Origin of the sequence: Qipengyuania benthica, from assembly GCF_030717865.1 — a bacterium.
GTDB lineage: Bacteria > Pseudomonadota > Alphaproteobacteria > Sphingomonadales > Sphingomonadaceae > Qipengyuania > Qipengyuania benthica.
Genome location: NZ_JAVAIL010000001.1, coordinates 337,685 through 361,039 on the forward strand (window position 1 = coordinate 337,685; position 23,355 = coordinate 361,039).

At 67.0% G+C, this 23,355-nt stretch carries 25 protein-coding genes and 1 tRNA gene; 14 read left to right on the forward strand and 12 right to left on the reverse strand.

The genetic code is table 11. The features are described from left to right. Positions 1 to 12 precede the first annotated feature (12 nt). Positions 13 to 1,062: a hypothetical protein gene (locus Q9K01_RS01680; protein ID WP_305928479.1), complete on the forward strand. Its 1,050-nt coding sequence runs from the start codon at positions 13 to 15 to the stop codon at positions 1,060 to 1,062. Positions 1,063 to 1,244: 182 nt separating this feature from the next. On the opposite strand, the gene Q9K01_RS01685 is transcribed toward Q9K01_RS01680, so the two are convergent. Beyond that, positions 1,245 to 1,871, reverse strand: a complete 627-nt coding sequence (locus Q9K01_RS01685) for a TetR/AcrR family transcriptional regulator (RefSeq protein WP_305928480.1) — start codon at positions 1,869 to 1,871, stop codon at positions 1,245 to 1,247. A gap of 94 nt (positions 1,872 to 1,965) precedes the next feature. On the opposite strand from Q9K01_RS01685, the gene Q9K01_RS01690 reads away from it, so the two are divergent. The 4 genes from Q9K01_RS01690 to Q9K01_RS01705 are packed head-to-tail and all read left to right on the forward strand — an operon-like array spanning position 1,966 to position 6,348. Then, positions 1,966 to 3,102, forward strand: coding sequence for an ABC transporter permease (locus Q9K01_RS01690; RefSeq protein ID WP_305928481.1), 1,137 nt, complete (start codon positions 1,966 to 1,968; stop codon positions 3,100 to 3,102). Further along, positions 3,099 to 3,845, forward strand: a complete 747-nt coding sequence (locus Q9K01_RS01695; protein ID WP_305928482.1) for an ABC transporter ATP-binding protein — start codon at positions 3,099 to 3,101, stop codon at positions 3,843 to 3,845. The genes Q9K01_RS01690 and Q9K01_RS01695 overlap by 4 nt, the downstream gene beginning before the upstream one ends. Further along, positions 3,845 to 4,900: an efflux RND transporter periplasmic adaptor subunit gene (locus Q9K01_RS01700; RefSeq protein ID WP_305928483.1), complete on the forward strand. Its 1,056-nt coding sequence runs from the start codon at positions 3,845 to 3,847 to the stop codon at positions 4,898 to 4,900. Before Q9K01_RS01695 ends, Q9K01_RS01700 begins: the two co-directional genes overlap by 1 nt. Next, on the forward strand, positions 4,897 to 6,348 hold the full coding sequence (locus Q9K01_RS01705; protein WP_305928484.1) for an efflux transporter outer membrane subunit: 1,452 nt from the start codon (positions 4,897 to 4,899) through the stop codon (positions 6,346 to 6,348). The genes Q9K01_RS01700 and Q9K01_RS01705 overlap by 4 nt, the downstream gene beginning before the upstream one ends. Positions 6,349 to 6,351: 3 nt before the next feature. Here Q9K01_RS01705 and Q9K01_RS01710 read toward each other — a convergent pair whose 3' ends face one another. The 5 genes from Q9K01_RS01710 to Q9K01_RS01730 form a co-directional block, all read right to left on the reverse strand. Further along, positions 6,352 to 6,651 (reverse strand): TFIIB-type zinc ribbon-containing protein, encoded by a 300-nt coding sequence (locus Q9K01_RS01710; RefSeq protein WP_305928485.1) that lies wholly within the window; start codon positions 6,649 to 6,651, stop codon positions 6,352 to 6,354. Between the two features lie 95 nt (positions 6,652 to 6,746). Continuing rightward, positions 6,747 to 8,855, reverse strand: coding sequence for a TonB-dependent receptor (locus Q9K01_RS01715; RefSeq protein WP_305928486.1), 2,109 nt, complete (start codon positions 8,853 to 8,855; stop codon positions 6,747 to 6,749). Positions 8,856 to 8,868: 13 nt separating this feature from the next. Further along, positions 8,869 to 9,075, reverse strand: coding sequence for a hypothetical protein (locus Q9K01_RS01720; protein WP_305928487.1), 207 nt, complete (start codon positions 9,073 to 9,075; stop codon positions 8,869 to 8,871). Next, positions 9,072 to 10,229 carry a PepSY-associated TM helix domain-containing protein gene (locus Q9K01_RS01725; RefSeq protein ID WP_305928488.1) on the reverse strand — a complete coding sequence of 386 codons (1,158 nt, stop codon included), beginning with the start codon at positions 10,227 to 10,229 and terminating at the stop codon, positions 9,072 to 9,074. Before Q9K01_RS01725 ends, Q9K01_RS01720 begins: the two co-directional genes overlap by 4 nt. Before the next feature lie 98 nt (positions 10,230 to 10,327). Further along, positions 10,328 to 11,275 (reverse strand): GGDEF domain-containing protein, encoded by a 948-nt coding sequence (locus tag Q9K01_RS01730; protein ID WP_305928489.1) that lies wholly within the window; start codon positions 11,273 to 11,275, stop codon positions 10,328 to 10,330. 248 nt (positions 11,276 to 11,523) lie between these two features. Here Q9K01_RS01730 and Q9K01_RS01735 point away from each other — a divergent pair, with 248 nt between their 5' ends. After that, the gene (locus Q9K01_RS01735; protein ID WP_305928490.1) at positions 11,524 to 12,072 is read left to right on the forward strand and encodes a pseudouridine synthase; all 549 of its coding nucleotides are present in this window, start codon (positions 11,524 to 11,526) and stop codon (positions 12,070 to 12,072) included. Between the two features lie 9 nt (positions 12,073 to 12,081). On the opposite strand, the gene Q9K01_RS01740 is transcribed toward Q9K01_RS01735, so the two are convergent. The 4 genes from Q9K01_RS01740 to Q9K01_RS01755 all read right to left on the reverse strand — a co-directional run bounded on the left by Q9K01_RS01740 (position 12,082) and on the right by Q9K01_RS01755 (position 14,730). Next, positions 12,082 to 13,242, reverse strand: a complete 1,161-nt coding sequence (locus Q9K01_RS01740) for a cupin domain-containing protein (protein WP_305929152.1) — start codon at positions 13,240 to 13,242, stop codon at positions 12,082 to 12,084. Between the two features lie 4 nt (positions 13,243 to 13,246). Continuing rightward, positions 13,247 to 13,513: a hypothetical protein gene (locus Q9K01_RS01745; RefSeq protein ID WP_305928491.1), complete on the reverse strand. Its 267-nt coding sequence runs from the start codon at positions 13,511 to 13,513 to the stop codon at positions 13,247 to 13,249. A gap of 95 nt (positions 13,514 to 13,608) precedes the next feature. Continuing rightward, positions 13,609 to 13,695 (reverse strand) — tRNA-Leu (locus tag Q9K01_RS01750). A 135-nt stretch (positions 13,696 to 13,830) separates the two neighbouring features. Continuing rightward, positions 13,831 to 14,730: an MJ0042-type zinc finger domain-containing protein gene (locus tag Q9K01_RS01755; protein WP_305928492.1), complete on the reverse strand. Its 900-nt coding sequence runs from the start codon at positions 14,728 to 14,730 to the stop codon at positions 13,831 to 13,833. Between the two features lie 164 nt (positions 14,731 to 14,894). Here Q9K01_RS01755 and ftsE point away from each other — a divergent pair, with 164 nt between their 5' ends. From ftsE to Q9K01_RS01775, 4 genes are read left to right on the forward strand one after another with little or no spacing between them, the layout of a single operon-like run. Then, positions 14,895 to 15,650 (forward strand): cell division ATP-binding protein FtsE, encoded by a 756-nt coding sequence (gene ftsE / locus Q9K01_RS01760; protein WP_305928493.1) that lies wholly within the window; start codon positions 14,895 to 14,897, stop codon positions 15,648 to 15,650. Continuing rightward, positions 15,647 to 16,579, forward strand: coding sequence for a cell division protein FtsX (locus Q9K01_RS01765; RefSeq protein WP_305928494.1), 933 nt, complete (start codon positions 15,647 to 15,649; stop codon positions 16,577 to 16,579). Before ftsE ends, Q9K01_RS01765 begins: the two co-directional genes overlap by 4 nt. Continuing rightward, positions 16,576 to 17,106 carry a YdcF family protein gene (locus tag Q9K01_RS01770; RefSeq protein ID WP_305928495.1) on the forward strand — a complete coding sequence of 177 codons (531 nt, stop codon included), beginning with the start codon at positions 16,576 to 16,578 and terminating at the stop codon, positions 17,104 to 17,106. The genes Q9K01_RS01765 and Q9K01_RS01770 overlap by 4 nt, the downstream gene beginning before the upstream one ends. A gap of 11 nt (positions 17,107 to 17,117) precedes the next feature. Next, positions 17,118 to 17,798 (forward strand): lysophospholipid acyltransferase family protein, encoded by a 681-nt coding sequence (locus Q9K01_RS01775; RefSeq protein ID WP_305928496.1) that lies wholly within the window; start codon positions 17,118 to 17,120, stop codon positions 17,796 to 17,798. A gap of 3 nt (positions 17,799 to 17,801) precedes the next feature. Here Q9K01_RS01775 and hisC read toward each other — a convergent pair whose 3' ends face one another. Further along, positions 17,802 to 18,908 carry a histidinol-phosphate transaminase gene (hisC, locus tag Q9K01_RS01780; RefSeq protein ID WP_305928497.1) on the reverse strand — a complete coding sequence of 369 codons (1,107 nt, stop codon included), beginning with the start codon at positions 18,906 to 18,908 and terminating at the stop codon, positions 17,802 to 17,804. Positions 18,909 to 18,973: 65 nt separating this feature from the next. Between hisC and metX the strand changes: the two genes are divergently transcribed. The 3 genes from metX to Q9K01_RS01795 all read left to right on the forward strand — a co-directional run bounded on the left by metX (position 18,974) and on the right by Q9K01_RS01795 (position 22,367). Then, on the forward strand, positions 18,974 to 20,065 hold the full coding sequence (gene metX, locus Q9K01_RS01785; RefSeq protein ID WP_305928498.1) for a homoserine O-acetyltransferase MetX: 1,092 nt from the start codon (positions 18,974 to 18,976) through the stop codon (positions 20,063 to 20,065). Next, positions 20,062 to 20,682 carry a methionine biosynthesis protein MetW gene (gene metW / locus Q9K01_RS01790; protein ID WP_305928499.1) on the forward strand — a complete coding sequence of 207 codons (621 nt, stop codon included), beginning with the start codon at positions 20,062 to 20,064 and terminating at the stop codon, positions 20,680 to 20,682. Before metX ends, metW begins: the two co-directional genes overlap by 4 nt. 119 nt (positions 20,683 to 20,801) lie before the next feature. After that, the gene (locus Q9K01_RS01795) at positions 20,802 to 22,367 is read left to right on the forward strand and encodes a globin-coupled sensor protein (RefSeq protein ID WP_305928500.1); all 1,566 of its coding nucleotides are present in this window, start codon (positions 20,802 to 20,804) and stop codon (positions 22,365 to 22,367) included. 72 nt (positions 22,368 to 22,439) lie between these two features. On the opposite strand, the gene Q9K01_RS01800 is transcribed toward Q9K01_RS01795, so the two are convergent. After that, entirely contained in the window at positions 22,440 to 22,799 is a 360-nt protein-coding gene (locus Q9K01_RS01800) for an argininosuccinate lyase (RefSeq protein WP_305928501.1), read from the reverse strand. Between the two features lie 211 nt (positions 22,800 to 23,010). Here Q9K01_RS01800 and Q9K01_RS01805 point away from each other — a divergent pair, with 211 nt between their 5' ends. Further along, positions 23,011 to 23,334 carry a hypothetical protein gene (locus Q9K01_RS01805; protein ID WP_305928502.1) on the forward strand — a complete coding sequence of 108 codons (324 nt, stop codon included), beginning with the start codon at positions 23,011 to 23,013 and terminating at the stop codon, positions 23,332 to 23,334. Positions 23,335 to 23,355 lie beyond the last annotated feature (21 nt).

The following is a 23,355-nucleotide window of genomic DNA, read 5'->3' on the forward strand; positions in this document are numbered from 1 at the left end:
GCGAGCCGCGCCATGACCGTCCAGCTCGCCGATACGCCGCTCACCAGCGCCTTCGCCCTGTCCGAGACCGGACGGCTGGTGCTGGGTCTGATCGACGGCGGATTGCACTGGCTGGACTATGCGATCTCTGCGAGCTACCGGACCTACGGCTTTCCCGACGAGAGCACACTGGTCGCCGCGGTCCAGTCCGGTCTGCACGCCAACCGGCTGATGCTGCTCGGCGGGGTCGAACTGCCGGTCGCCCCGGTCAAGCTGATGACGATGAACCCGCGCGAACTGCAGATCCTGCGCCGCGCCGCGTTGGGGCAAATCGACCCCGAGGACCCGCAGGTAGAAGAAATTCTCTCCCGGCACAGCCTCGCCACGATTCAGGATCTGGCCGCAGTCGACGCCATGCTCGATCATCTCGAGATCGCCGACGATCCGCTGTTCCAGACGATGACGCTGGACGAGCGGCTGACCCTGCTGGCGCTGCAGACGGACGATCGCATCGCCGATCCGGGCAAGCCGGATCTGCGGCTCGAAGCGGCGCAATTCGCTCTCGATCAGGCGGGATCGCCGGTGGAATTCGCCGATTACCTGCGGGTCTTCCTCGATCTGATGCGCAATCTCGACGATCCCTTCGAAACCCCGGAAGAGCGCTACGAGCAAGCCGAACGCGCGGTCTATACGCTGGGCCCGATCATGCTCGCGGCGCTCGACTGCCCCGATGCTTGCATTCCGCGTATCGCGGCTGGAACGCCCGATCCTTCTGCGCAGCCAGCTCGGCACGAATGGTACGCCGCGCGCGAAGGGCTCGCTGCCGGTGGCGGCGGTGCCGCGCGGATCGACGCAACCCGCCGGGCGCTGGAACGCGTGGCGCAGCCCTTCCTGCCGCCCGAGAACCCGGCCGGGGCGGTGGTGCCCAATGTGGCGCAGGCCAGGCTGCTGATCGCCGCCGCCGCGCCCGCGCCGGCGGTGCTCGCCAATCTCAAGAATGCCATCAAACTGCTCGGCGAGGCGGTGGAAGGCCCGATCGCCCAACGCTTTCGAACAGACGCTCGCCAAAGCTGTCACTGGTGAATGCCACATGCCCCCCGACCAGCGCCCCCAAGGGGGCATGCCCCGAGACGATTGCGGAGCGCAAACGCAGCGATTGTGGAGAATGGGCGATTTAGCGAGTCTCGAGCGGCGTACATCCTCTGGTTGCAAGTGCGCGGCCATGCGCGATTTGCCTCCGCAATGGAGCTAATATTTCAGCCCGCTCAGCCGGTTGCATAGGCGCGGCAGAACACTTCGACCGCGCCGTCGATCCGCTGGCGGTCGCGCGCCTCGTCCCTGGGCATGCCGAAGCGGCGGTCGAGATCGCCCATGCCCTTGCACATCGCCGCGAACTGTTCGGCCGCCAGATCGGCATCGTCGATCTCGACTTCCCCCGCGGCGTTCATCGCCGTGAGCAGCGCCGCGAAATCCGCCTTCATCCGGTGGGGTCCGGCGGCGAGGAAAGCTTCGCCGATCGCCGGTTCCTGTTCGGTCTCGGCGGCGATGCGGCGCTCGAACTGGACCATCTCGGGGCGCGAGAGGAAGGCGGACATCGCCTCGCCGATCGCGGTCAGGCGGGCGCGCAGGTCCGCGCCCTCGGCAGGCGCGATGGAGAAGTGGTCGCGCAACCGCTCGCATTCGGACTCGACTGCGGCGGTGAAGAGTCCGCGCTTGTCGCCGAAATGATTGTAGACGGTCACCTTGGACACGCCGGCTTCGGCGGCGACCTGCTCGATCGAGGTGGCCGCGAAACCGACATCGAAAAAGCTGCGCCCGGCGGTTTGCAGAATCGCCTGCCGCTTGGCGAGATCGGCTGGTCGCCCCTGCTTGATATCCTTGCTGCTTGACAAAGTGAACGGCTCCGTTCAATTAAACGCTGTCGTTCAGTAATGGCGGGCGCCGGTCGATCCGGCAAGCCCTTGCCTCGTCGGGGGAAATCGGTCGATGCTCTGGATCGCGATCCGCATGCTGACCGGCGACAAGCAGAAATTCTACGGGCTGGTGTTCGGAATCGCGTTCTCGACGCTGCTGATCACCCAGCAGCTGACCATCTTCGTCAATCTGGTCGAGCGCGGCGCCAGCGGGGTCTACAACGTTCCCGCCGCCGACATCTGGGTGATGGACGAGGTCAGCCGCACGACCGACGTCAATTTCCCCATGCCCTCGACCGCGCTCGACAAGGTGCGCAGCGTGCCGGGCGTCGAATGGGCGGTTCCGCATCTGCGCGCCAATGCCTCGGTGCGCAGCGGCGACGGCGATCTGGAAGGCGTGAGCGTGATCGGGGTCGACGATGCGACGCTGATCGGCCTGCCCAAGCGGATGGCGCGAGGCAGCGCCGATGTGCTGTCGAGCCCGGACAGTGTCATCATCGACGATGTCGGCACGACGCGGATGTTCGAAGCCGGCCAGAGCCCGATCGGGCAGCGGCTCGAATTGAACGATCAGCGCGCGGTCATCCGCGGGATCGCCGATGCCATCCCCAGCTTCACCAGCCAGGTCACGCTCTACACCAAATACAGCCGCGCGCTGAACTACGTCCCCGGCACTCGCAACCGGATGAGTTTCGTGTTGGTCGGCGCATCCGACGATGTCGCACCCGCCGAATTGACCGAGAGGATCACGGAGCTGACGGGTCTCCGCGCCCGCACCCGCGACCAGTTCGCGCAGGACGGGGTCGATTTCATCATCCAGAACACCGGCATCCCGCTCAATTTCGGGATCACCGTGATGCTCGGCTTCATCGTCGGGGTGGCGATCGTCGGGCTGACCTTCAGCCTGTTCATCCGCGACAACATCAAGCAGTTCGGCGCCCTGAAGGCGATCGGAGTCACCAATGCAAAGATCCGCGGCATGGTCGCGAGCCAGGCGGCACTCGTCGGGCTGGTCGGCTACGGGCTGGGCGTGCTGGGGACCGTGGGCTTCATCTGGGGCTTCTCGGGCAATCCCACTTTCAAGGGGTTCTACATCCCCTGGCAGGTGCCGCTGGTCAGCCTCGCCGCGGTCACGCTGATCCTCGCGCTGACCGGCTGGCTGGCCTTGCGCAACGTCCTCAAGACCGAACCCGCCTCGGTGTTCCGGTGAGCGGCGTCCCCCCAACCGGCGCCCCCCCAACCGGCGTAGCCACCGGCGCGGCGATCAGCACGCGCGGCGTGACCCGCGATTTCAAGGCGGGGCAGCAGAGCATCACCGTGCTCCACGGGATCGATCTCGAGGTGCAGGCGGGCGAGCTGACGTATCTGGTCGGCGAGAGCGGCTCGGGCAAGACGACGCTGATCTCGATCATGTGCGGAATCCTGTGGCCGACGCTGGGCGAGGTCGAGGTGTTCGGCACCGATATCTACAATCTCACCGACACCCAGCTGGTCGAGTTTCGTCTCAACAACATCGGTTTCATCTTCCAGCAGTACAATCTCATCCCCTCGATCGACGCGGCCTCGAACGCGGCGGTGCCGCTGATCGCGCAGGGCATGAACCGGCTCGAGGCACGCGAGCGCGCCATCGCGATGATGGAAAAGCTCGCTATCGGCGATCAGAGCGACAAACTCCCCAACCAGCTCTCCGGGGGACAGCAGCAGCGGGTCGCGATCGCCCGCGCGCTGGTCCACGAACCGCGGCTGGTGGTCTGCGACGAGCCCACCGCCGCGCTCGACGCGCGTTCAGGCCGACGGGTGATGGACCTGCTGCGCGAGGTCGCGGTAGCCGAGGATCGCGCCTGCATCATCGTCACCCACGACAACCGCGTCTTCGATCTCGCCGACCGCATCCTCGTTCTCGAGGACGGGCGGATCACCCATGATGGCACATCTATGCCGGAGGACCACTGATGGCCTTACTCCCCGAGAATTTCAGCTTTTCGCGTCAGGGCCTGCCGGTGGTCGCGGTGATCGCCCTGGTTGGGGCGGCGATCTTCGTCGGCTCCGGCCTGCCCGACCGCCAGCTCGAGGAACCGACCCGTGAGCCGCCCCGCGCAACCGGCGAGCTGGCCGGTTCGCCGCGCGTAGCGGGAGCGGGGGTGGTCGAGCCGTCGAGCGAGACCATCCAGGTCGGCACGGCGCTCTCGGGTCTGGTGACCGATCTGCGCGTGCAGCCCGGAGACTATGTTTCGAAGGGGCAGCCGCTGTTCGTGGTCGATACAAGGGCGCTGCGCTCGCGGATTGCGGAGACCGGTGCTGCGGTCGGCGAGGCGCGTGCCGCCATCGCCGAAGCCCGCGCCGCGATCGCCGAAGCCCGCAGCGCCGAGGCGACGGCCGGGAGGCAGCTCGGGCTCTACCGCGAGGTCGAGGATCCCGCCGCGGTGAGCCGCGCCGAAGTCATCCGCGCGGAGGGCGAGGCGAATGCCGCGCGCGAACGGCGGCAACTGGCGGAAGCGCGGCTCGCGGCGGCGCAGGCCAGACTTGCCAGTGCGCAGGCGCAGGTCGGCAGCGCGCAGACCGAGCTGGACCGCGCCACCGTCCGCGCGCCGATCGCGGGCGAGATCCTCGCGGTCAACATCCGGCCGGGGGAATATCTCTCGACTATGGGCGGGAGCGGATCGCAGGCCTTCATCGAGATGGGAGAAACCCGCCCGCTGCATATCCGCGTCGATGTCGACGAGGAGCAGGCGCCGCGCGTCGCGCTCGGCGAGCCGGCCACCGTCTCGCCGCGCGGCGCAGCGGAGCGCCAGGTCAAGGCGCGCTTCGTCCGCGCCGAACCGCGCGTGGTGCCCAAGCGCTCGCTGACCAACAGCGCCGCCGAGCGGGTCGATGTCCGGGTGCTGCAGATCATCTACGAACTGCCCGATGCCGACGGGCTGTTCCGGGTGGGGCAGCAGGTCGATGCTTTCATCCCGGCACGGAACAGCGCAGGACAGCGCGGCGAAGCGGGACGTGCGGCGAAATGAACGCTCGGCTTCTCGTCCTCGCATCGGCGCTGGCCCTCGGCGCCTGCGTGGCCGGCCCCGCGCCCGAGATGGATACGTCGCTCCCGGCCTTGCCCGAACGCTTCGCCTTCGCGCCGGATGCCGCCACCGGCGAATCGCTGGCCGCTCTGCTGCCCTCGGAGGATCCGGCCTTCAGGGGCCTCACCGCGCTTGCGCTGACCAACGCTCCGACGCTGGCCGAGGCCGTGGCCCGCATCGAGATCGCTCGTGCGGGTGTCGCCCGAACCGGCGCGGAGCGGCTGCCGTCGATCGGCGGCGATGCTTCGGTCACGGGGGTGCGGAGCAATCCCGACCAGTTTGGCGGCCCGCTTCCGCCGGGCGCCGCTGTCGATAGCGAACGACTTCGCTATGGTGCCAATGTGACCGCCAGCTGGGATATGGACCTCTTCGGACGGTTGCGCGCCCGCGAACAGGCGGCACAAGCCCGGCTCGACGCGGCGGGTTTTGCCGCTGCGGCCGTCCGCAACGCTCTACTGGCCGAAATTGCCGCCGCAACGATCGACTGGCGCACGCTTGCCGCGCGGCAGACCGCACTCGAACAGGACCTCGCCGCGGCCGAGGAATTGATGCGGTTGGCCGGGGTGCGCGAACGCGCCGGCATCGCCCCGGGCTTCGACCGGGTGCGCGCAGAAGGCGCCGCAGCGGCGAGCCGCAGCCGGATCGCCGCGCTGGCGAGCGAGCGCGCGCGGATCGTCGGGCGGTTGGTCGCCCTTACGGGCCAGCCGGGGCAGCGCGTGGTGGAGGTATTGGCATCGTCCGCGGCGGAACCGGGCGAGCCGGCGCCGCCAGTGGCGCTCCCGAGCCGCTTGCTAATCAACCGGCCCGACGTGCTGGCTGCGGCGGCCACCTTGGCGGCGGAGGATGCCGAACTCGCGGCTGCGGCCGCGCGGCGGTTCCCGCAGCTGACCCTTTCCGCCACGCTCGGTCTGCTGTCCTTCGATCTGGGCGACCTGTTCGACGAGGATGCGGTGGTGGGCTCCGCAGGCGGGAGCCTGCTCGCTCCGCTGCTCGATTTCGGGCGCATCCAGGCCGACATCGACGCTGCCGCGGCGGGCAAGCGTCTGGCTTTCGCGAGCTATCGCGATGCGGTGTTCACGGCCCTGGGCGACGCGGAGGCGGCGTATGGTCTGATCGCTGCCGCCGATCGCGAACTCGCTGCCGCGCAGCAGGAGCGGGTCAGCGTCGATCGCGCAGCACGGCTGGCGGAGACCCGCTTTCGCGCGGGGCTGTCGGATTTCCTCACGGTTCTCGAAGCCCGGCGCACCGCCGACGCCAGCGGTGAGCGCGCTGCCGCGGCGCAGGGCAGAGCGCTTCGCGCACGGGTGCTGTTGTGGCAGGCGCTGGGCGGGACTTCGCCGGTTGCAGCGGAAGAACCCCAGCCCGCGTTTCCGCGGACCGAGGCCCGATAGCCGTCAGTCGAACAGCTCTTCGAGGAAGGACTTCTTGCGCTTGGGCTGGCGATAGCCGGTGTTGCCGTAGCCGCGCGCCTGATCGTGGCCGTAGCCGCGCGGATCCTGCGGCGGCGGCGGAGCCGCTTGCTGCTGCGGCGCCGCGGCTTGCGAGTTGCGCTCGATGATCTTGTCGAGCTCGCCGCGATCGAGCCAGACGCCACGACAGGTCGGGCAATAGTCGATCTCGATCCCCGAACGTTCGCTCATCACCAGCGTGGCGCCATCGACCGGGCAGGACATTGCAGGGCTCTGGTCGTTCATTGCGATCGTCTCTCCATGATTGCTCGAAAACCCAAGATAGGGTCCTGCAGATGAATGACAATCGAAGCGGGCCACGCGGACCCGCTTCGGGGCATTCAGAAATCCGCCGAGATCGAGGCCTTGATCGTGCGCGGCGAGCCTTGCAGCAATGCCGAGGAAAAGGCGTCGAAGGCCGAGGCCCAGTAGCGTTCGTTGGCGAGGTTATCGACGGAGAGCCGCAGCGTCACCGGCGTTGCATCGGCGACGAAGACGTAGCGCGCGCCGAGATCCAAGCGGGTCCAGCTGTCGAGCTTGAGCGTGTTGGCCTGATCGACCCATTGCTCTCCGGTATGGAGGATGCGCCCCGTCAGGGTGAAGCCGGGAGCGAAGCCCAAACCCCATTCGACATTGGCGTTGGCGGTGTATTCGGGAACGCCGGCCACCTGGTTGCCGCCGTCGAATTCGGCATCGTTCAGTGTCGCGCCGCCGATCAGGCGCAGGCCGGGTGCGAGTTCGCCGTTGGCGGTGAACTCCAGCCCCTCGTGCCGCTGGTCGCCGATATAGCCGAAGCTGCCGTCGGGCAGGATGCCTTCGCCGGGGCGCTCGATCCGATAGGCGCCGAGCGTCAGGAACATGTCGCCCAAGGCGAGCTTGCCGCCGATCTCGTACTGGACCGATTTGCGCGGGGCCAGCGTCTGGCCCGGATTGGTCACCGGTACGGCGGGGTCGATGGGTGCGGTCGCGCCGATCTGCAGCGCCTCGATCCGGTTGGCGTAGAGCGAGAGATTTTCAACCGGCTTGACCACCACCCCAGCTACGGGCGTGACCGCGCTTTCGTCGTAGGTCGTACCCGGAGTGCCATCGTAATTGATGTTCTCCTGACGGATGTCCTGCAGGCGCAATCCCCCCGTGATCAGGATACGATCGTTCAGCAGACCGATCGTATCGCTGGCAAAGGCGCTCCACAACCGGGTGTTGGTGATGGGATCGGGATCGCCGAGATTTCCGCCGACGAAGCCGCTCTGCGGCTGGCCGACCCGCGGCGTTGCGTAGAGATTGGTCGAATAAGGCGTAAACCCGCCGAGGAAATCGAAGGCGGTGCGGAACTCCTGCCAGTTGATGTTGCCGCCGAAATTGAATTCCTGCGTGATCGTGCTGCCGAGCGCAACGCGCAGGCCCGCCTCGATCGCTTCGTTATTGGTCGCGGCCGGAACCAGCAGCGCCGTCCCATCGGCCGCTCCGGTGGCGGCATCGGTCACGGTGATCCCGCCGTAGATCCCGTCCTCGCGCCCGTCGCGAGCGCCTGCTCGGGCGTAGAGCATGGCGTTGTCGGCGAGGTCGTATTCCAGGTTTACCGTGCCGAACACGTCGCGCAATTTGCTGTAGGTGAAATCCTGCGCGTAATTGGCGTCAGCTTGCGGCACTGCGGGTATCACGGCGGTCGCGATGGTCACCTTGGGACGCAGATTGTCGACCCGGATTTCCTGGAATGCGAGATCGAGTGCAGCGCGGAATGGGCCCGAATCATAATCGAACGCACCGCCGACCACCGCGGTGCGGCGGTATTCATCGTCGATCGAGGTTTCGCCGTCGCGATAGGCGGCGTTGATGCGCAGGCCCCATTCGCCGCCCGAGCCGAACCGCCGCGATACATCCACCGCGCCGCCGAAGCGGGCGGTCTCTTCAACACCGACCGTCGCGCGGAGAAAGTCGCGGGTTCCGGCGCGCTTGAGCACGAGATTGACATTGCCGCCCAGGCCCGAACCTCCGGGCGCCGCGCCGTTCAGGAAGGCGCTCGCCCCGTTCAGAACCTGAACGCTCCCGAACAGCTCGGGGGCGACCAGCTGACGGGGCGCGATGCCATAGAGGCCGTTCAGGCCCAAATCGTCGCCGAACAGCGGGAAACCGCGGATCACGAATTGCTCCGCCGCATTGCCGAACCCGTAGGTGGTGCGGATCGTCGGATCATTGTCGAGGACATCGCCCAGCGTCTGTGGCTGCTGGTTGAGGATCAGGCTCTCGTCGTAGGAGCGAATCGTGAAGGGCAGGTCTTCGGCGGGCTTGAGACCCAGCGCGCCCGCATCGCCGGCATTGACCACTTCGGTGGCGTTCCGGGCCTGCGCAGTAACGACAATTTCATCGGCCTGCTGCGCGAGCGCGGGCGGCGCGAAGGCGACAAGCGTGGTGGCGATAGCAAGGGCGGATACGCGCGGCAGGGGAGACATAGAATGGTGCTTTCTAAAGACGTGAAAAGGAGGAATCGGGTTGGCGGCGCAGCATGGCGCGAAAAATAGCGAGCGGGGTGAGGCCGAGCAGCACCCAGGCAGCGATATCGCGCCAGCCGTCGCCGGTGAGGCCCAGCACGAGTCCGGCGAGCGTCGCCACCGCCAGCGCCAGGGGCCAGAGAAAGATGCGCGCCGTCGTCTGGCGCGAAACGCGGCTCATGCGGGCACCCCCGAACGTGCGCCGCTGCGGATTTCCTCGATCCGCTGCTCTATGGAACGCGGGCTGCGCCGGAACCACAGCATCAGCCCGGTCCACAGCACCCAGATCGTCGCCAGCGTCAGCAGCGTCCACACCAGCTTGAGCGGCAGCCCGCCGTAATCGCCGAAATGCAGCGGCTTCGATATCATCAGCGCCTGGTTGAGCGCGGGCATGCTGCGCGCATCGGTCAGCTCGCCGCTGGCGGCATCGACCAGCGCCGGGGTCAGCAGGTGCTGGGTCACCGGGCGGTCGCCCTGAAAAAAGATCGCGAAGTGGTGACCCGAGGACCAGTCGCCGCCGGGAAAGCCGATGAATTGCGGGCTTCGCCCGGGCAGCGCCGCCTGCGCCGAGGTCATCGCAGCGTCGAGCGAACCGTAGCGTTCGGGCGGGAGCGGTGCCTCATCGGCATAGGCGGCGGTCATCGCCGCGACCTCGCCATCGCGCCAGCCCTCGATCAGCGGATCGGCGAAGGCGTTGATCGCCCCGGTCAGCCCGATCACGGCCATCCAGGCGAACGCGACGACGCCGAAGAGATTGTGCTGGTCGAGCCGCTTGACCCGTTCGCTGCGCGCCTTGCGCACCGTGCCGAACGAGAGCCGTCGCATGAAGGGGGCGTAGAGCACGGTGCCCGAGACCAGCGCGAGCACGAACAGCAGCCCCATCGCGCCCAGCAGCCACATGCCCGGCTGGCCCAGAAACATGTCGGTGTGGAGCTGGAGCAGGAAATCCATCAGCGCGTTGCCCGGCGCGGGGCCAAGCGACGCCCCGGTCGCCCGGTCGAAGAACAGCAACGTCATCTCCGAACCCGGCGCATCGGGAGCGGGGCCGGTGGTGACCGTCAGCAGCGGGCTGTCCTGGCTGAAGGCCATGAACAGCGGCACTTCGCCGGGGCGCTCGGCCAGCGCGGTGGCGAGCATTCTGTCGAGCGGGAGCCCGTCTTCGGCCGAGGGCGCTCCCACCAGCGGGCTTTCGGCATCGCCGCCCATCGCGGCATCGATCTCGTCGTGGAAGATCAGCGGCAGACCGGTTGCGCACAGCATCAGCAAGAACGCCGTGCAGATCAGGCTGCTCCATTTGTGGATCAGATACCAGGTGCGGATGGTGCTGCGGCTCACAGGCGGCAGCTAGATGGGCGCGTCTATCGCGTCAATGAGAATAGCTCGCAATAGCATTAAATTGCGGGTCCGGCGACCCGCTGGTCTGCGGAGTTCGGCTATCCGTGCAGGGACCGGAGCGTCGGCCTCCTGCCGATCCGCCGTGCGCGGGCAAGCGCGGTCGAACCCGTCGCCTTGGCGTTGTAGAGCGCTTCATCCGCCGATCCGTATAAGCGCTGCGGATCGCACGGCGCACCGGGCGCGGTCACCGCGATGCCGACCGACACGTCGAGCGGCAGAAAGTCCCCGTTCCAGGCGACCGGTCGCAAGAGAGCGCCCATCAACGAATGCACCGCATCCTCGGCTTCGCCGTGCGACCCGGCATCGGGTAGCAGCACCGCGAATTCGTCGCCGCCGATTCGCGAGACCAGCCGCGCCTGAGGGAAGGCCCGGCGCAGGCGTTCGCCGAAGGCGGCCAGACAGGCATCGCCCGCTGCATGGCCCCAGCGGTCGTTGAGCCGCTTGAAATTGTCCATGTCGAACAGGATCAGAGCGCCGCAGCGATCGCCTGCCGCCTGCCCGTCGACGCCATCAAGAAAGCGCTGGAATCCCACCCGATTGGCGATGCCGGTCAGCGGATCGCATTCCGCCTGCGCACGGAGCGCCTCCCAGCGCGCGCGGTCTTCGGTGATGTCCTGCTTCATGCCGTATAGCGTGTGAGCGCGCCCGCTCGATCCGCGGGTGGCGGCAGTAATCCGAATCCAGCGCTTGTCGCCATCGGGGCGAATGATTCCGGCATCCATCGTGAACCCCGAACAGGTCTCGATCGCCTTGCTGCGCTTGCGTTCGAGCAATTCGCGCGATTCTTCGTCGTAAAGTTCGAGAATGGCGCGGCGTTCGGGGGGGTGGCCGATAGACAGTCCGAAGATGTCGAACATGCCATCGGTCCAGGACAGCCGGTCGCTCGCGAGTTCGCACGACCAGGCGCCCATCGGGACCAGCGAGGCAGCCTGGTCATACAACTCCATCGAGTAGAGCCCGCCGTCGCCGAGACGCGCACGACCCACCTTTAGATCCCCCCGTGCGACAAACTGGTTCATCGGTTCCGCTCTTGCCCCCAAACTGCAGGCGCTGCCTGGAGGGCGGCCCAAATAGCAACGACGAGTCGACGGCAGGTTTAGACCGCATTGAGGCGGCTGGATTGTAAATTTCCGGCGGATCTGCATCCGGCTTCGTGCCATGACACCTTGCGCCCTGCCGCGCAGAGTGGGAACGCCGTTGCTCCCCGCGTTCGCAGTGGAGAAGGGGTCAGGGCATGGTGCGGTTGGTTCTGTTCAACAAGCCCTTCGAGGTGCTGTCGCAATTTACCGACCGCGGCGCGGAGACGGCGCGGCAGACGCTGTCGGACTTTATCGCCATGCCGGGTGTCTATCCCGCTGGGCGGCTGGACCGCGACAGCGAGGGCCTGTTGCTGCTATGTGACGATGGCCGGTTGCAGGCACGGATCGCCGACCCGCGCTACAAGCTCGCCAAAACCTATTGGGTGCAGGTCGAGGGAGAACCGGACGAAGCACCGATCGAGGCGCTGCGAGGCGGGGTGCGTCTCAAGGATGGAATGACACGGCCGGCCCGGGTCGAACGGATCGATCCGCCCGAGCTATGGCCGCGCGATCCGCCGATCCGGGTGAGGAAGAGCGTGCCCGATAGCTGGATCGAGGTGACCTTGCGTGAAGGCCGCAATCGCCAGGTTCGACGGATGACCGCAGCGGTGGGGCACCCGACGCTGCGGCTGGTGCGCTGGGCGGTCGGGGAGTGGACGCTGGCGGGTCTCGCTCCCGGTGAGTGGCGCGAGGTGACGGTCTGAACGGTGCAGTCAGCCGTTGGTGTCGAACGCCACGCTGCCCTGGTCCGCCAGGTCGGCGAGCAGGTCGATGACCGCGTCGGCGTTGGCCAGCTCCGGTTCGACCGACAGGCGATCCTTCGCACACAGCTGTTCGCCAAACTGGGCGGCGTCGCCGTGGCACTCGAAACCTTCGCCATCAACGTAGAGCATCAGCGCGCCCGGTCGCTCGCGAACGAAGGCAAAGCGGGTCGCCGGGTTGCGCAGCAGCGGAATGCCCTCGGCGAGCATGCGCTCGATTTCATCGCGATCGACCGGCTGTTCGGGCTGCCAGTCGATCTCGGGGTTCTTGGGTGCGGTGGCGTAGCGACCGAACCACCGGGCGAAACCCGCGCGGTCGCTTAGCTTCTCTGCCACCATGGCGTGCAGATCGGCGATCGCGTCGGGGGTGATCTCGCCGGGATTGTCCTGAAGCCCGAGGTCGGGATCGCGGTAGCGGTCGTCCTCGCCCTGCTCGCCCATTTCGGCCAGCAGGCTCTGCGCCCAGCCCGCGATCAGCTCGCCGCGCGACGGCGCGCGAAAGCCGATCGAATAGGTCATGCAATCGTCGCCGACCGCCACCCCGTCATGCGCGATCCCGGGCGGGACGTAGAGCATGTCGCCGGGTTCGAGCACCCACTCCTCGAGCGCCTCGAATTGTGTGAGCAGACGAAGGTCGGGGTGCGGCAGGAGTTCGGTCGCGGCATCGCAGCGGGCGCCGATCTGCCAGCGCCGCCGCCCCAGCCCCTGCACAAGGAAGACATCGTAATTGTCGAAGTGCGGCCCCACGCCGCCGCCGTCCTCGGCGTAGCTCACCATAACATCGTCCACCCGCCAGTTGGGGATGAAGCGGAAGCATTCGAGCAGCGCGGCGACTTCGGGTACGTGGTGATCCACTGCCTGCACCAGCAGCGTCCACGGATCGCCGCCCAGCTGGCCGAAGCGCTCGGCGGGCAGCGGACCGTTTTCGAGTTTCCAGCTATCGCCGCTTTTCACCACAAGTCGCGATTCGACTTCGGGTTCGCAGGCGAGCCCCGCCAGATCGTCGGGCCGGAGCGGATTGCCCCAATGATTCCACGGATTCCGGATCAGCAGCGGGCGCTGCTGCCAGATATCGCTCAGAAAACCATCGATGTCGAAGCCCGAGAGGTGCATCGGCTTAGCCATCGCCCTGTTCGGTCGCCGCGAGCATGTCGATCAGATCGCGCGCCGCTTCGCGGTCGGCCGGGCTCTCGAAAGCTGCTTCGAGATCGGGCGCGGCACCCAATAGATGGAGCAGCGACCACAGCGCGAAACGCTTGCCGCGATCCTGTTCCAGCCCGAAATCGACCAGCATCCGATCGATGCCAGCCATCAGCCCGCCTGGTTGAATTTCCGCGATTGCGGAGGAGCCGAAATACCGATGGAGGAGATCGTCGAAGTCCATGTCGCGTGGCTAGACCTCTACCCGCTCAAGCGGCACCGCTGCGGGTGCCGGTCGCTCGGTGGATCCCCGATGGGGGGTAACACAGCCGAGCTGTTTGGTGCGGTCGAGAAGACTCGAACTTCCACGGCCTTGCGGCCACAACGACCTCAACGTTGCGCGTCTACCAGTTCCGCCACGACCGCACATGATCGAAGGGGCGTATTGCCGCCCCCGCGTCGGTAGGAGCGCGCCCCTAGCAGGGGGTTTGCGGGGCCGCAAGCGTTTTGCCGCACAGGTTCGCGCTTCCTATCTCGGTCCCGAAGCGCAGGCTTCCGAGCCTAGCGCGGAGCCCAGCCGATGTATGCGTATTCCGCAAGCTTGGGTACGTCGGTGGTTGCCTCGTTGATGGTCATCGATTCGCCGGGTGCCAGGCTATCCTGAGGCGGAGTGATTTCCCAGCTGTAGACGATCCGGTCGCGCGCATCGCGCAGGACGATCAGCAGCGGCGGAACCGACCGCGTTTCGCGCGCGGTGTTGGTCACGATGATCCGGGCGCCGAAATATTCGGTGCCGTTTGCGAGCGTGCGGCGCTCCTGCTCCTCTTGCGGGAATTCGATCCGCAGATCGGGTTCGCCCACGCCGTAAAGCGGTTTGTTGACGGGCAACCAGTCGGGCGGCCCGAAATAGGCGACCGCGGCCGCTGACCCCAGCGCCAGCGCCGCGAAGATGCCTGCAGCCCAGGTCCACAGCTTCACATAATTGCGGCGCGGTTTGAACGGCGGTTCGGAATCGAATTGCGAAACACCCTCGTCGAAGGTCGGGCTGGAGCGCCGCGCCGCACGCAGATCGTCATAGGGCGGATCTCCCTCGTCGAAGCTGGGACCGCCGGCGAGCTCGTCATCGCGATCGCTCGTGCCCTGCAGATCATCGTACACCCGGGGCCGCGCGGCGGGTGCCGCGCGCGGGGGTGTGCCCTGTCTTGGCGAAGCTGCCGCCGAGGCGACCGGCTCTTCTTCGCTGGAAGGCGGGCGGGCCTTGGTTGCGGCAGGCGCGGGAGCGGGCGGTGGGGCAGGTGGCGGGCTCGGCGCCTCGGGGGCTTCAGCCCGTCGATCGAGCGGTGGCCCGTCCTGGTACCAGCTGTGCTTGCACTTGGCGCAACGCACCGTCCGGCCATCCACGCCGATCGCGCTGTCGGGCACGACGTAGCGGGTGGAACAGGCGGGACAAGCGATGATCATCTCATCCGGTCTTAGTCCGCTGCCCGAATCGCAACAAGTGCGACATCTGTCGGCAATCGGCCCGTTGGGCTTTTTTCCACACCGCTGCGCGGCTATATCCGAGGGAAGATGGGGATTTCCGGCAATATCGCGGCGTTGAGACGCCTTTCCGCTGGGCCGGGCGCGTGAGCAGATCCGAAGAGGAAATCGTCCGGTTCGACAATGTGGGCCTGCGCTACGGCACCGAAAAGGAGGTGCTGAGCAACATCGCGTTCAGCCTTTATCCCGGGCGGTTCTATTTTCTCACCGGGGCGAGCGGGGCGGGCAAGACCTCGCTGCTGCGCCTGCTCTATCTCGCGCAGCGCCCCTCGCGTGGCGCGATCCGGATGTTCGGCCGCGACGTCATCACCGAGCCGCGCGAGCAGCTGCCTTCGTTCCGGCGACGGCTGGGAGTCGTGTTCCAGGATTTCCGTCTGGTCGAGCATCTCTCCGCCTTCGACAATATCGCGCTGCCCTTGCGCGTCTCCGGCGTGCGCGAGGTGGATGTGCACAAGCCGGTCTCCGATATGCTCGACTGGGTCGGGCTGGCGAACCGCTCCGATGCGCGTCCGGCGACGCTGTCGGGCGGCGAGCAGCAGCGCGTCGCGATCGCTCGCGCTGTGATTGCCCGCCCCGATCTGTTGGTCGCCGACGAACCGACCGGGAATGTCGATCCCGAGATGGCGCTCAAGCTGATCCGCCTGTTCGAGGCGCTCAATCGGCTGGGGACCACGGTGGTGGTGGCGACCCACGACGTCCACCTGTTGCGCAAGGTGCCCGATTCGCTGATCATGCGGCTCGACAAGGGGCAGCTCTCCGATCCCACCGGGGCGCTGCGCTATCCGCCGCGCAACCCGATGCCGGCCCCCAAACCCGGTTCGCCAGGGGATGCTGCGCGATGAGCAAGCCCCCGGTAATGGCGCGCGCGGTTGAACGCGGGCTCGCGCCGCTCAGGGGCAGGCGCGCCTCGCATCTGCTACCGCGCGCGCGGCTGGGCGGACCGATGCCGTGGGTGATCGCGATCATGGTGGCGCTGACGGTGCTGGCAACGGGGGGTGTGCTCGCGCTGACCAATCTGGTCGATCGCGCCCGCGCCGATCTGGCAGGGGGTGTGACGGTCCAGATCGTCGAAGCCGATCCGGTCCTGCGCGCCGCGCAGGCGGAGCGCACGATGGCGGTGCTGCGCGATCTGCCCGGTGTCGGCGATCAGCGCCTCGTGCCGCAGGCGGAGCTGGAGGCGCTGATCGAACCCTGGCTCGGTGGCGGAGTGCGTAGCGAGGTCGTGCCGTTGCCGGCGCTGATCGACGTCCGGCTCGAGGGCGAAGTGCACGACGAGGCGCTCGATAGCTTGCGAAGTGCGCTCGCCGAGGTTGCACCCGATGCGCGGGTCGACGCCCAATCCGACTGGCTCGGGCCGGTGTTCGATGCCATCGCCGCGCTGCGGTGGTTGGCGCTCGGATTGATCGCGCTGCTCGCCTTCACCAGCGCCGCAGCGGTCTGGCTGGCGGCGCGCAATGCGCTTAACGCCAACCGCTCGACCATCGAGGTAGTCCATCTGCTCGGCGGCACCGACGGCCAGATCGCGCGGATATTCCAGCGCTCGGTGCTGATCGACGCCGCGCTGGGCGGGCTCGTTGGGCTGATCCTTGGCGCGGTCGCGCTGACGATCCTCGGGGCACAATTCGCCGCGCTCGACGCGGGGCTGGTGCAGGGTGGCGGGCTGGACGCCATCGACTGGCTGCTGATGGCGCTGGTTCCCTTCGCCGCAGTCGCAATCGCCTTGCTCACTGCGCGGATGACGGTATTGGCCTCGTTGAGGAAAATGTCGTGATCCTGCGCTTTGCCGCCTTTCTCCTGCTCGCCTACGCGCTGGGCTTTCTCGGTTTCGCGGTGACGCTGCCGCAGCCGCTGGGCGATGTGGAGACCGATGCAGTGGTCGTGCCAACCGGCGGGTCGGGCCGGATTGCGCGCGGACTCGAGATCGTGCGCGAAGGCAAGGCGGGCCGGATGTTCGTTTCGGGCGTCGATCCGGAAGTCAAACCGCAGGAATTCGCCGCCCAGTTCGGAGTTGCGGGGCGCGAAATGGATTGCTGCGTTACGCTTGGCTTTCTGGCCGTGGATACCCGTTCCAACGCGGGCGAGGTCGCGCAATGGGTGAGCGAGAACGAGATCGAGGATCTCCGCCTCGTCACCACCGACTGGCACATGCGCCGCGCTGCGGGAGAAATCCGCGGGGCGATCCCGGATACTGTTGTGATCTACGAAGACGCGGTGCCTTCCAGCCCGGATCTCCAGCAATTGTTCCTCGAATACAACAAGCTGCTCGCCTCGTCGGTCTCGCAGGGCATGCCCGCCTGAGGCGCCCGACCATGCTGCTCATCCGCAACATCGCCTTCTATCTGGCCTTCTATCTCGGTTCGCTGGTGGTGACGACCGGCACGCTGCTGGCGCTGCCGTTCAGCCATGCGCTGTTCCGCAAGCTGGTCCATGCCTGGAGTGCATGGCATCGCTGGTGCGTGGTTTACCTGCTGGGCTGCGAAGTGATCGTAGAAGGAGAGCCACCTACCGAGCCGGTGCTCTACGCGGTCAAGCACGAGAGCTTCTTCGAGGCGATCGACACGCCTGAACTGTTTCCGCTGCCGGCCGTGTTCGCCAAGCAGGAGCTGTTCAAGATCGTCGGCTGGGGCACAGCGGGGCGCGCCTACGGCCTCATCCCGGTGGCGCGCGCGGCGGGGGCCAAGGCCCTGATCGGAATGATCCGCGAAGCGCGGCGAATGGCGGCGAGCGGGCGTCCGCTCGTGATCTTTCCCGAAGGAACGCGCGTCCCGCATGGCGAGCGGCGGCGGCTGCAGGCGGGCTTCGCGGGTCTCTACAAGGCGCTCGGCCTGCCCGTCATTCCGGTCGCGGTGGATAGCGGGCCGCTGTATCATCGCGGCCTGAAGAAACGAGGGCGGATCACCTATCGTTTCGGCGAACCGATCCCGCCCGGACTCGATCGGCAGGAGGTCGAGGCGCGCGTGCTCGACGCGATCAACACGCTCAATTCGTGAGCCCTAGACCGCGGCTTCAGCCTCGCGGCGCAGCACCGCGGCGATCTCGTCCATGTCTTCGGTGCTGCCGATGGTGATCCGCAGGGCGTGGGGCAGTCGCTGGCCGGGCAGGTGGCGCACCGCGTAGCCCGCCTCGGCCAGCGCCGCCAGCGCACGCTCCGCGCTCAGCGCACCCTCGAACAGCACCAGCAGGAAATTGGCCTTGCTCGGCACCGCATGCAGACCCCGATTGCCGAGCGTTTCGACGGCTTCGGCAAAGCGCGCCAGCCCTTCGGCATTGTGCCGGCGCGAGCGCTCGACAAAGTCCTGGTCGGCGAGAGCGGCGCGCGCCGCCACCTGTCCGCTCACCGTCACGTTGAACGGCCCGCGAATGCGGTTGAGCGTGGCGATCAGCGCAGTAGCCCCGGTCGCCCAGCCGATCCGCTCGCCCGCGAGGCCGTAGATCTTGGAAAACGTCCGCGTGACCAGCACATTGTCGTGCCGCGCGGCCAGCGCGAGCCCGCCATCGTCCTCGCCGGGCTGCAGATATTCGCCATAGGCCTGATCGAGCACGAACAACACATCGCGCGGCAGGCCGGCATGGAGGCGGGCCACCTCGTCGACTGGCAGAAATGTCCCGGTGGGATTGTTGGGATTGGCCACGAACACCACGCGAGTGCTGGGCGTCACCGCCGCCAGCATCGCATCGACATCCGCGCCATAGTCGCGATCGGGCGCTTCGACGGGGACGGCGCCGCAGCGCCGCGCCGCGATATCGTATACCGCGAAGCTGTAGCGCGGGAACAGCACTTCGTCGCCCGGACCGGCATAGCCCTGCGCAGCGAGATTGAGCAGCTCGTCCGAGCCGGTGCCGCAGACGATCCGCGCCGGATCGATCCCGTGCAGCTCCCCGATGGCGGCGCGCAATTGGGTCGCATCGGGATCGGGGTAGCGCGCTCCGGTGCTCACCCCGGCCAGTGCTTCGGCCGCCGCCGGGCTGCAGCCGAGCGGGTTCTCATTGGCCGAAAGTTTGATCAACTTCCGCCCATCCGCGCCGGTCGCCCGACCGGGGACATAGGCGTGGATCGCTTCGATCCAGGGTTTTGCGGTGGGTCCGGTTTCGCTCGTCATCGCGGGGAGCCTTTACGCAAATCGCGGCCTTCGACAAGCGCGACTCCGGGCGATAAGGGAGACCGGTGACCGAAACCTATCGCTCCTCGACCCTGCAGGCGCCGCTCGCTCTCGATGGCGGCGGCGTGCTGACGGATGTCACCGTCGCCTACGAGACCTATGGCGCGCTCGCGCCCGATCGTTCCAACGCCATCCTGCTGTGCCACGCGCTGACCGGCGACCAGTTCGTCGCCAGCGCCCATCCGGTCACCGGCAAGCCGGGCTGGTGGGAACGGATGGTGGGGCCGGGCCGACCGATCGACACAGACCGCTATCGCGTCGTCTGCGCCAATGTGATCGGCAGCTGCATGGGCTCGACCGGGCCCGCCAGCCTCGCGCCCGACGGCGAGCCCTATGCCATGCGCTTTCCGGTGATCACCATTCGCGACATGGTGCGCGGGCTGGTCGGGCTGCTCGACGAGTTGGGGATCGAGCGGCTGCATGCGGTGGTCGGCGGATCCATGGGCGGGATGCAGGCGCTCAGCCTTGCGGCCAACTGGCCCGAGCGCGCCGGACGTGTGCTCGCCATCGCCACCACCGCGCGGCATTCGGCGCAGAACATCGCCTTCCACGAAGTGGGGCGACAGGCGATCATGGCCGACCCGTATTGGTGCAAGGGCGATTACTACGCCCATGAAGAGCGCCCCGGCGCCGGGCTCGCGGTCGCGCGGATGGCGGCGCATATCACCTATCTGTCCGAAGACGGGCTGACCGAGAAATTCGGACGCCGCCTGCAGGACCGGACCGAGAAGACCTTCGGTTTCGACGCCGATTTCCAGGTCGAAAGCTATCTGCGCTATCAGGGCAGCGGCTTTACCAAGCGCTTCGATGCCAACAGCTATCTCTACATCACCCGGGCGATGGACTATTTCGATCTCGCCGAGGAGCATGGCGGCAAGCTCGCCGAGGCTTTCGCCGGGTCGCAAGCGCGCTTTTGCCTCGTCAGCTTCGACAGCGACTGGCTCTATCCCACCGCCGAGAGCCGCCATGTCGTCCACGCGCTCAACGCCGCGGGGGCGCCGGTGAGCTTCGTCGAACTCTCCGCCCCCTTCGGCCACGACAGCTTTCTGCTCGATGTCCCTGCGCTCGACCGGGTGGTGAAGGGCTTCCTCGAATGAGCGCCTCCGTATCCTCCCATCTGCGCCCCGACCTCGCGGTCATCGCCGCGCATATCGAGCCTGGCACCCGCGTGCTCGATGTCGGCTGCGGCGACGGCGCGCTGATGGCGGCGCTGCTGGGCAGGGGCTGCGACGTTCGCGGGATCGAGATCGACGGCGCGCTGGTCGAGACCTGCGTCGCACGCGGGCTCAGCGTGGTCCAGGGCGATGCCGACCGCGATCTGGTCGATTATCCCGATCACGGCTTCGATTATGCCGTGCTCAGCCAGACGCTGCAGACCGCCGAGCGGCCCGATCTGATGCTGTCAGAGCTGGTTCGCGCCGGGCGACGCGCCTTCGTCAGCTTTCCCAATTTCGCCTATTGGCGGATGCGCTGGGCGCTGCTGCGCTATGGCCGGATGCCAGTGACCCGCCACCTGCCGGTAAGCTGGTATGCGACGCAGAATATCCATCATGTGACGGTGCATGATTTCGAGGCGTTGGCGCGAGAACTCGGCCTCGCGATCGAACGCCGCTGGTTCTTCACCGACGCCCGCGAACTGGGCCCGGGCGGTGCCAACTGGCGAGCCGAATTCGCGGTCTTCGAGGTGAGCGGCGGATCCGGGGCACCAGCGTAGCAGAGCTCCGCGCCGCGGGACGTCGTGACGCAAGCGAGAGCGCAGAAATGCGCATGAGAATTGCCGGAGAATGCGCCGCATCGGGCATCATGACTCTAGAATAGTAGCGTGATGCACGAATGGTGCTCCGCCGCTTTCATCAGGAGTCGCTTTTGTCTGACGCAATCCGTTCGCGTTTGGAATTCATGGAGTTCGGTACCGCCCAGCGCGAGGCGTTGCGCACGACCCGCCCGGCTGTGCGCGCGATCATCGGCAAGGCCCTCGATCGCTTCTATTCGCGAGCTCAGCGTACTCCAGACACGGCAAGCTTCTTCGACAGTCCGGCGCATATGGCCAAGGCCAAGGCCGCGCAGGAGAAGCATTGGAAGCGCGTGGTCGAGGGCGAATACGGCGCCACCTATTTGGAAAGCACTCACCGGATCGGCGCAACGCACGCCCGCATCGGTCTGGAGCCGCGCTGGTACGTAGGCAGCTATGCATTGGTGGTGGAGGAACTCGTCGCAGGCGTCGCCCGGCGGACGCCCTTCTGGAAACGATTGGTTGGGTTGTGGAACCCCGGCGCCACCCATGATGCCACCATCGCTCTGGTCAAGGCGGCGCTGCTGGACATGGAATTGTCGCTCTCGGTCTATTTCGAGGAAGCACAGGCCTCGCGCGATGCTGCGGTCGCTCACCTCGACGAGGCGCTGGCCTCGCTGGCGGAGGGCGACCTTACCCGCCGCCTCTCCGGTATGCCGGAGAGCTTCGCCGCGCTGGAAGACAGCTACAATGGCGCGCTGGCGAAGGTCGGGGAGATGATCGCTGCGGTGGCCGACGGCGCCCAAAAGATCGACGGCGGCGTGCATGAGATCGCGCAGGCTTCGGAGGACCTGGCGCGTCGCACCGAGGGCAATGCGGCCAGCCTGGAACAAACCTCCGCCGCAATCACCCAGATGGACGATCGCATCAGGACCAGTGCCGAAGCTTCGCGGTCCACCGTGGTGCGAGCCGACCAGGCGATCGCGACCGTCTCGAGCGGTCGCGGAATCGCCGACGAGGCAGTGCAGGCGATGACCCGCGTGGCGGATTCGGCAAAGGGCATCGACAGTGTGATCGAAGGACTCGACAAGATCGCGTTCCAGACGCGCGTTCTGGCCATGAACGCTGCCGTGGAAGCCGGCCGTGCGGGCGAAGCGGGCCGCGGCTTTGCCGTCGTCGCGGACCTGGTTTCGGCTTTGGCGATGCGTGCAGAGGAAGAAGCAGGCCGCGCTCGCGATCAGCTCACCGCCACGCAGACCGATATCGAGGCAGCCGTGGGGATGGTTCAACGGGTCGATGGGGCGCTGTCAGAGATCTCGCAGGACGTGGATCAGGTCCACGCCCTGCTCGGCAGCATGGCCCAAGACAACGATGCGCAGGCGCTCGCGATCGGCGAGATCACGATCAGCGTCGGCACCATGGACCGTTCCACGCAGCAGAATGCTGCGATGGTGGAGCAAACATCGGCCGCGGCGCGCAACCTCACTCAAGAGGTCGGCACATTGGCCGAGCTCACCCAGGCGTTCCAGGTCGGCAACCAGGGTGCGGGGGCGGAGGGAAGAGGTGGCGCGACGCGGTTCGAAAGCGCCGCGCCTGTCAGCGGGCGGGGGATTCCCGCGGCCCATTCACCCGCGCGGGCCGCAAGGTCGGATGCCGCAGCCGCCTGACCTGGGTCGGCGGGCGGAGACTGGTCTGAGGGTTCGCCAGCGGGAGTCCGCAAGGATCCCGCTGGCACCCCGTTATTCGTATTCCGCCCAGGCGCGGCCATTGTCCCAGTGCAGCGTGACTTGCGAGACGGTGCAGAGGTCGAAGCCCTGCCAGAAAGCCTCGTCGCCGTCGTCCCAGACGACCTTGATGTCGTAATTGCAGGCCTTCTGCCGCGGGGCGAACTCGATCGTCACGGTTTCGCCGTTCTCGAGGATGTCGCGGCCCATTACGTCCTCTTCCCACTCGTTGCTGGAAGAAGGGGCGACATAGACTTCGGAGATCGTATAGCCGGTCGCATTGACCAGATCGAAATCCTGCTTGCCCGCCGACAGGGCGGCCGAACCGACAAATAGCAATGCGGCAGGCGCCGCCAGTTTGAGCAATGCGTTCACTTGGTCCATCCCCTTGTTGGCCTCAAAAAACGGGACTTGAACCAGGGGGCGAGGAATGCAAGCGAAATGCAATGATGCTTGCAGCCGGTTGCAATTAACCGGCTGCGCAAGCATCACTTCGTCGTCGACCTTTCGGGCATTATCGAGCGGCTGCGGAGAAGCCAGTCAGCCAGCGCAGCGTTCGATGGCGGTCGGCAGCAGCAAAGGGACCATGATGCACTCCAGAACTTTCGCTCTTGCCGCCTCATGTGCGCTGCTCCCGCTGGCGGGCTGCGCGACCGTTGCCGAGCAGCGGGTGGAGGCCGGGCTCGCCGAGGCGGGGGTGCCGCTGGGTATCGCCACCTGCATGGCGGACATCTGGGCCGAGGAGCTGTCGATCCAGCAGATCCGCCGGATCTCGCGCTTCGCCGATGCGGTGCGCGACAAGGACAGCCGGCTCACCATCCCGCGACTGGTTGGCCATGTCCGCGACTGGAACGACCCCGAGGCGATGGCGGTGGTGAGCGCGTCAGCGGCGCGCTGCGCCTTCGAATGAGCCCCCAAGCCAGCTGAGGAG

Excerpts from the sequence above, each read along its gene's own strand:
- Q9K01_RS01720 (WP_305928487.1), bottom strand. The coding sequence starts at position 9,075 with ATGAGCCGCGTTTCGCGCCAGACGACGGCGCGCATCTTTCTCTGGCCC.
- hisC (WP_305928497.1), bottom strand. The coding sequence starts at position 18,908 with ATGACGAGCGAAACCGGACCCACCGCAAAACCCTGGATCGAAGCGATC.
- Q9K01_RS01740 (WP_305929152.1), bottom strand. The coding sequence starts at position 13,242 with ATGCACCTCTCGGGCTTCGACATCGATGGTTTTCTGAGCGATATCTGG.
- Q9K01_RS01710 (WP_305928485.1), bottom strand. The coding sequence starts at position 6,651 with ATGAACGACCAGAGCCCTGCAATGTCCTGCCCGGTCGATGGCGCCACG.
- Q9K01_RS01805 (WP_305928502.1), top strand. The coding sequence starts at position 23,011 with ATGATGCACTCCAGAACTTTCGCTCTTGCCGCCTCATGTGCGCTGCTC.
- metW (WP_305928499.1), top strand. The coding sequence starts at position 20,062 with ATGAGCGCCTCCGTATCCTCCCATCTGCGCCCCGACCTCGCGGTCATC.
- Q9K01_RS01715 (WP_305928486.1), bottom strand. The coding sequence starts at position 8,855 with ATGTCTCCCCTGCCGCGCGTATCCGCCCTTGCTATCGCCACCACGCTT.
- Q9K01_RS01690 (WP_305928481.1), top strand. The coding sequence starts at position 1,966 with ATGCTCTGGATCGCGATCCGCATGCTGACCGGCGACAAGCAGAAATTC.
- Q9K01_RS01755 (WP_305928492.1), bottom strand. The coding sequence starts at position 14,730 with ATGATCATCGCTTGTCCCGCCTGTTCCACCCGCTACGTCGTGCCCGAC.
- Q9K01_RS01745 (WP_305928491.1), bottom strand. The coding sequence starts at position 13,513 with ATGGACTTCGACGATCTCCTCCATCGGTATTTCGGCTCCTCCGCAATC.
- Q9K01_RS01795 (WP_305928500.1), top strand. The coding sequence starts at position 20,802 with ATGGTGCTCCGCCGCTTTCATCAGGAGTCGCTTTTGTCTGACGCAATC.
- Q9K01_RS01775 (WP_305928496.1), top strand. The coding sequence starts at position 17,118 with ATGCTGCTCATCCGCAACATCGCCTTCTATCTGGCCTTCTATCTCGGT.
- Q9K01_RS01705 (WP_305928484.1), top strand. The coding sequence starts at position 4,897 with ATGAACGCTCGGCTTCTCGTCCTCGCATCGGCGCTGGCCCTCGGCGCC.
- Q9K01_RS01765 (WP_305928494.1), top strand. The coding sequence starts at position 15,647 with ATGAGCAAGCCCCCGGTAATGGCGCGCGCGGTTGAACGCGGGCTCGCG.
- Q9K01_RS01700 (WP_305928483.1), top strand. The coding sequence starts at position 3,845 with ATGGCCTTACTCCCCGAGAATTTCAGCTTTTCGCGTCAGGGCCTGCCG.
- Q9K01_RS01735 (WP_305928490.1), top strand. The coding sequence starts at position 11,524 with ATGGTGCGGTTGGTTCTGTTCAACAAGCCCTTCGAGGTGCTGTCGCAA.
- Q9K01_RS01680 (WP_305928479.1), top strand. The coding sequence starts at position 13 with ATGACCGTCCAGCTCGCCGATACGCCGCTCACCAGCGCCTTCGCCCTG.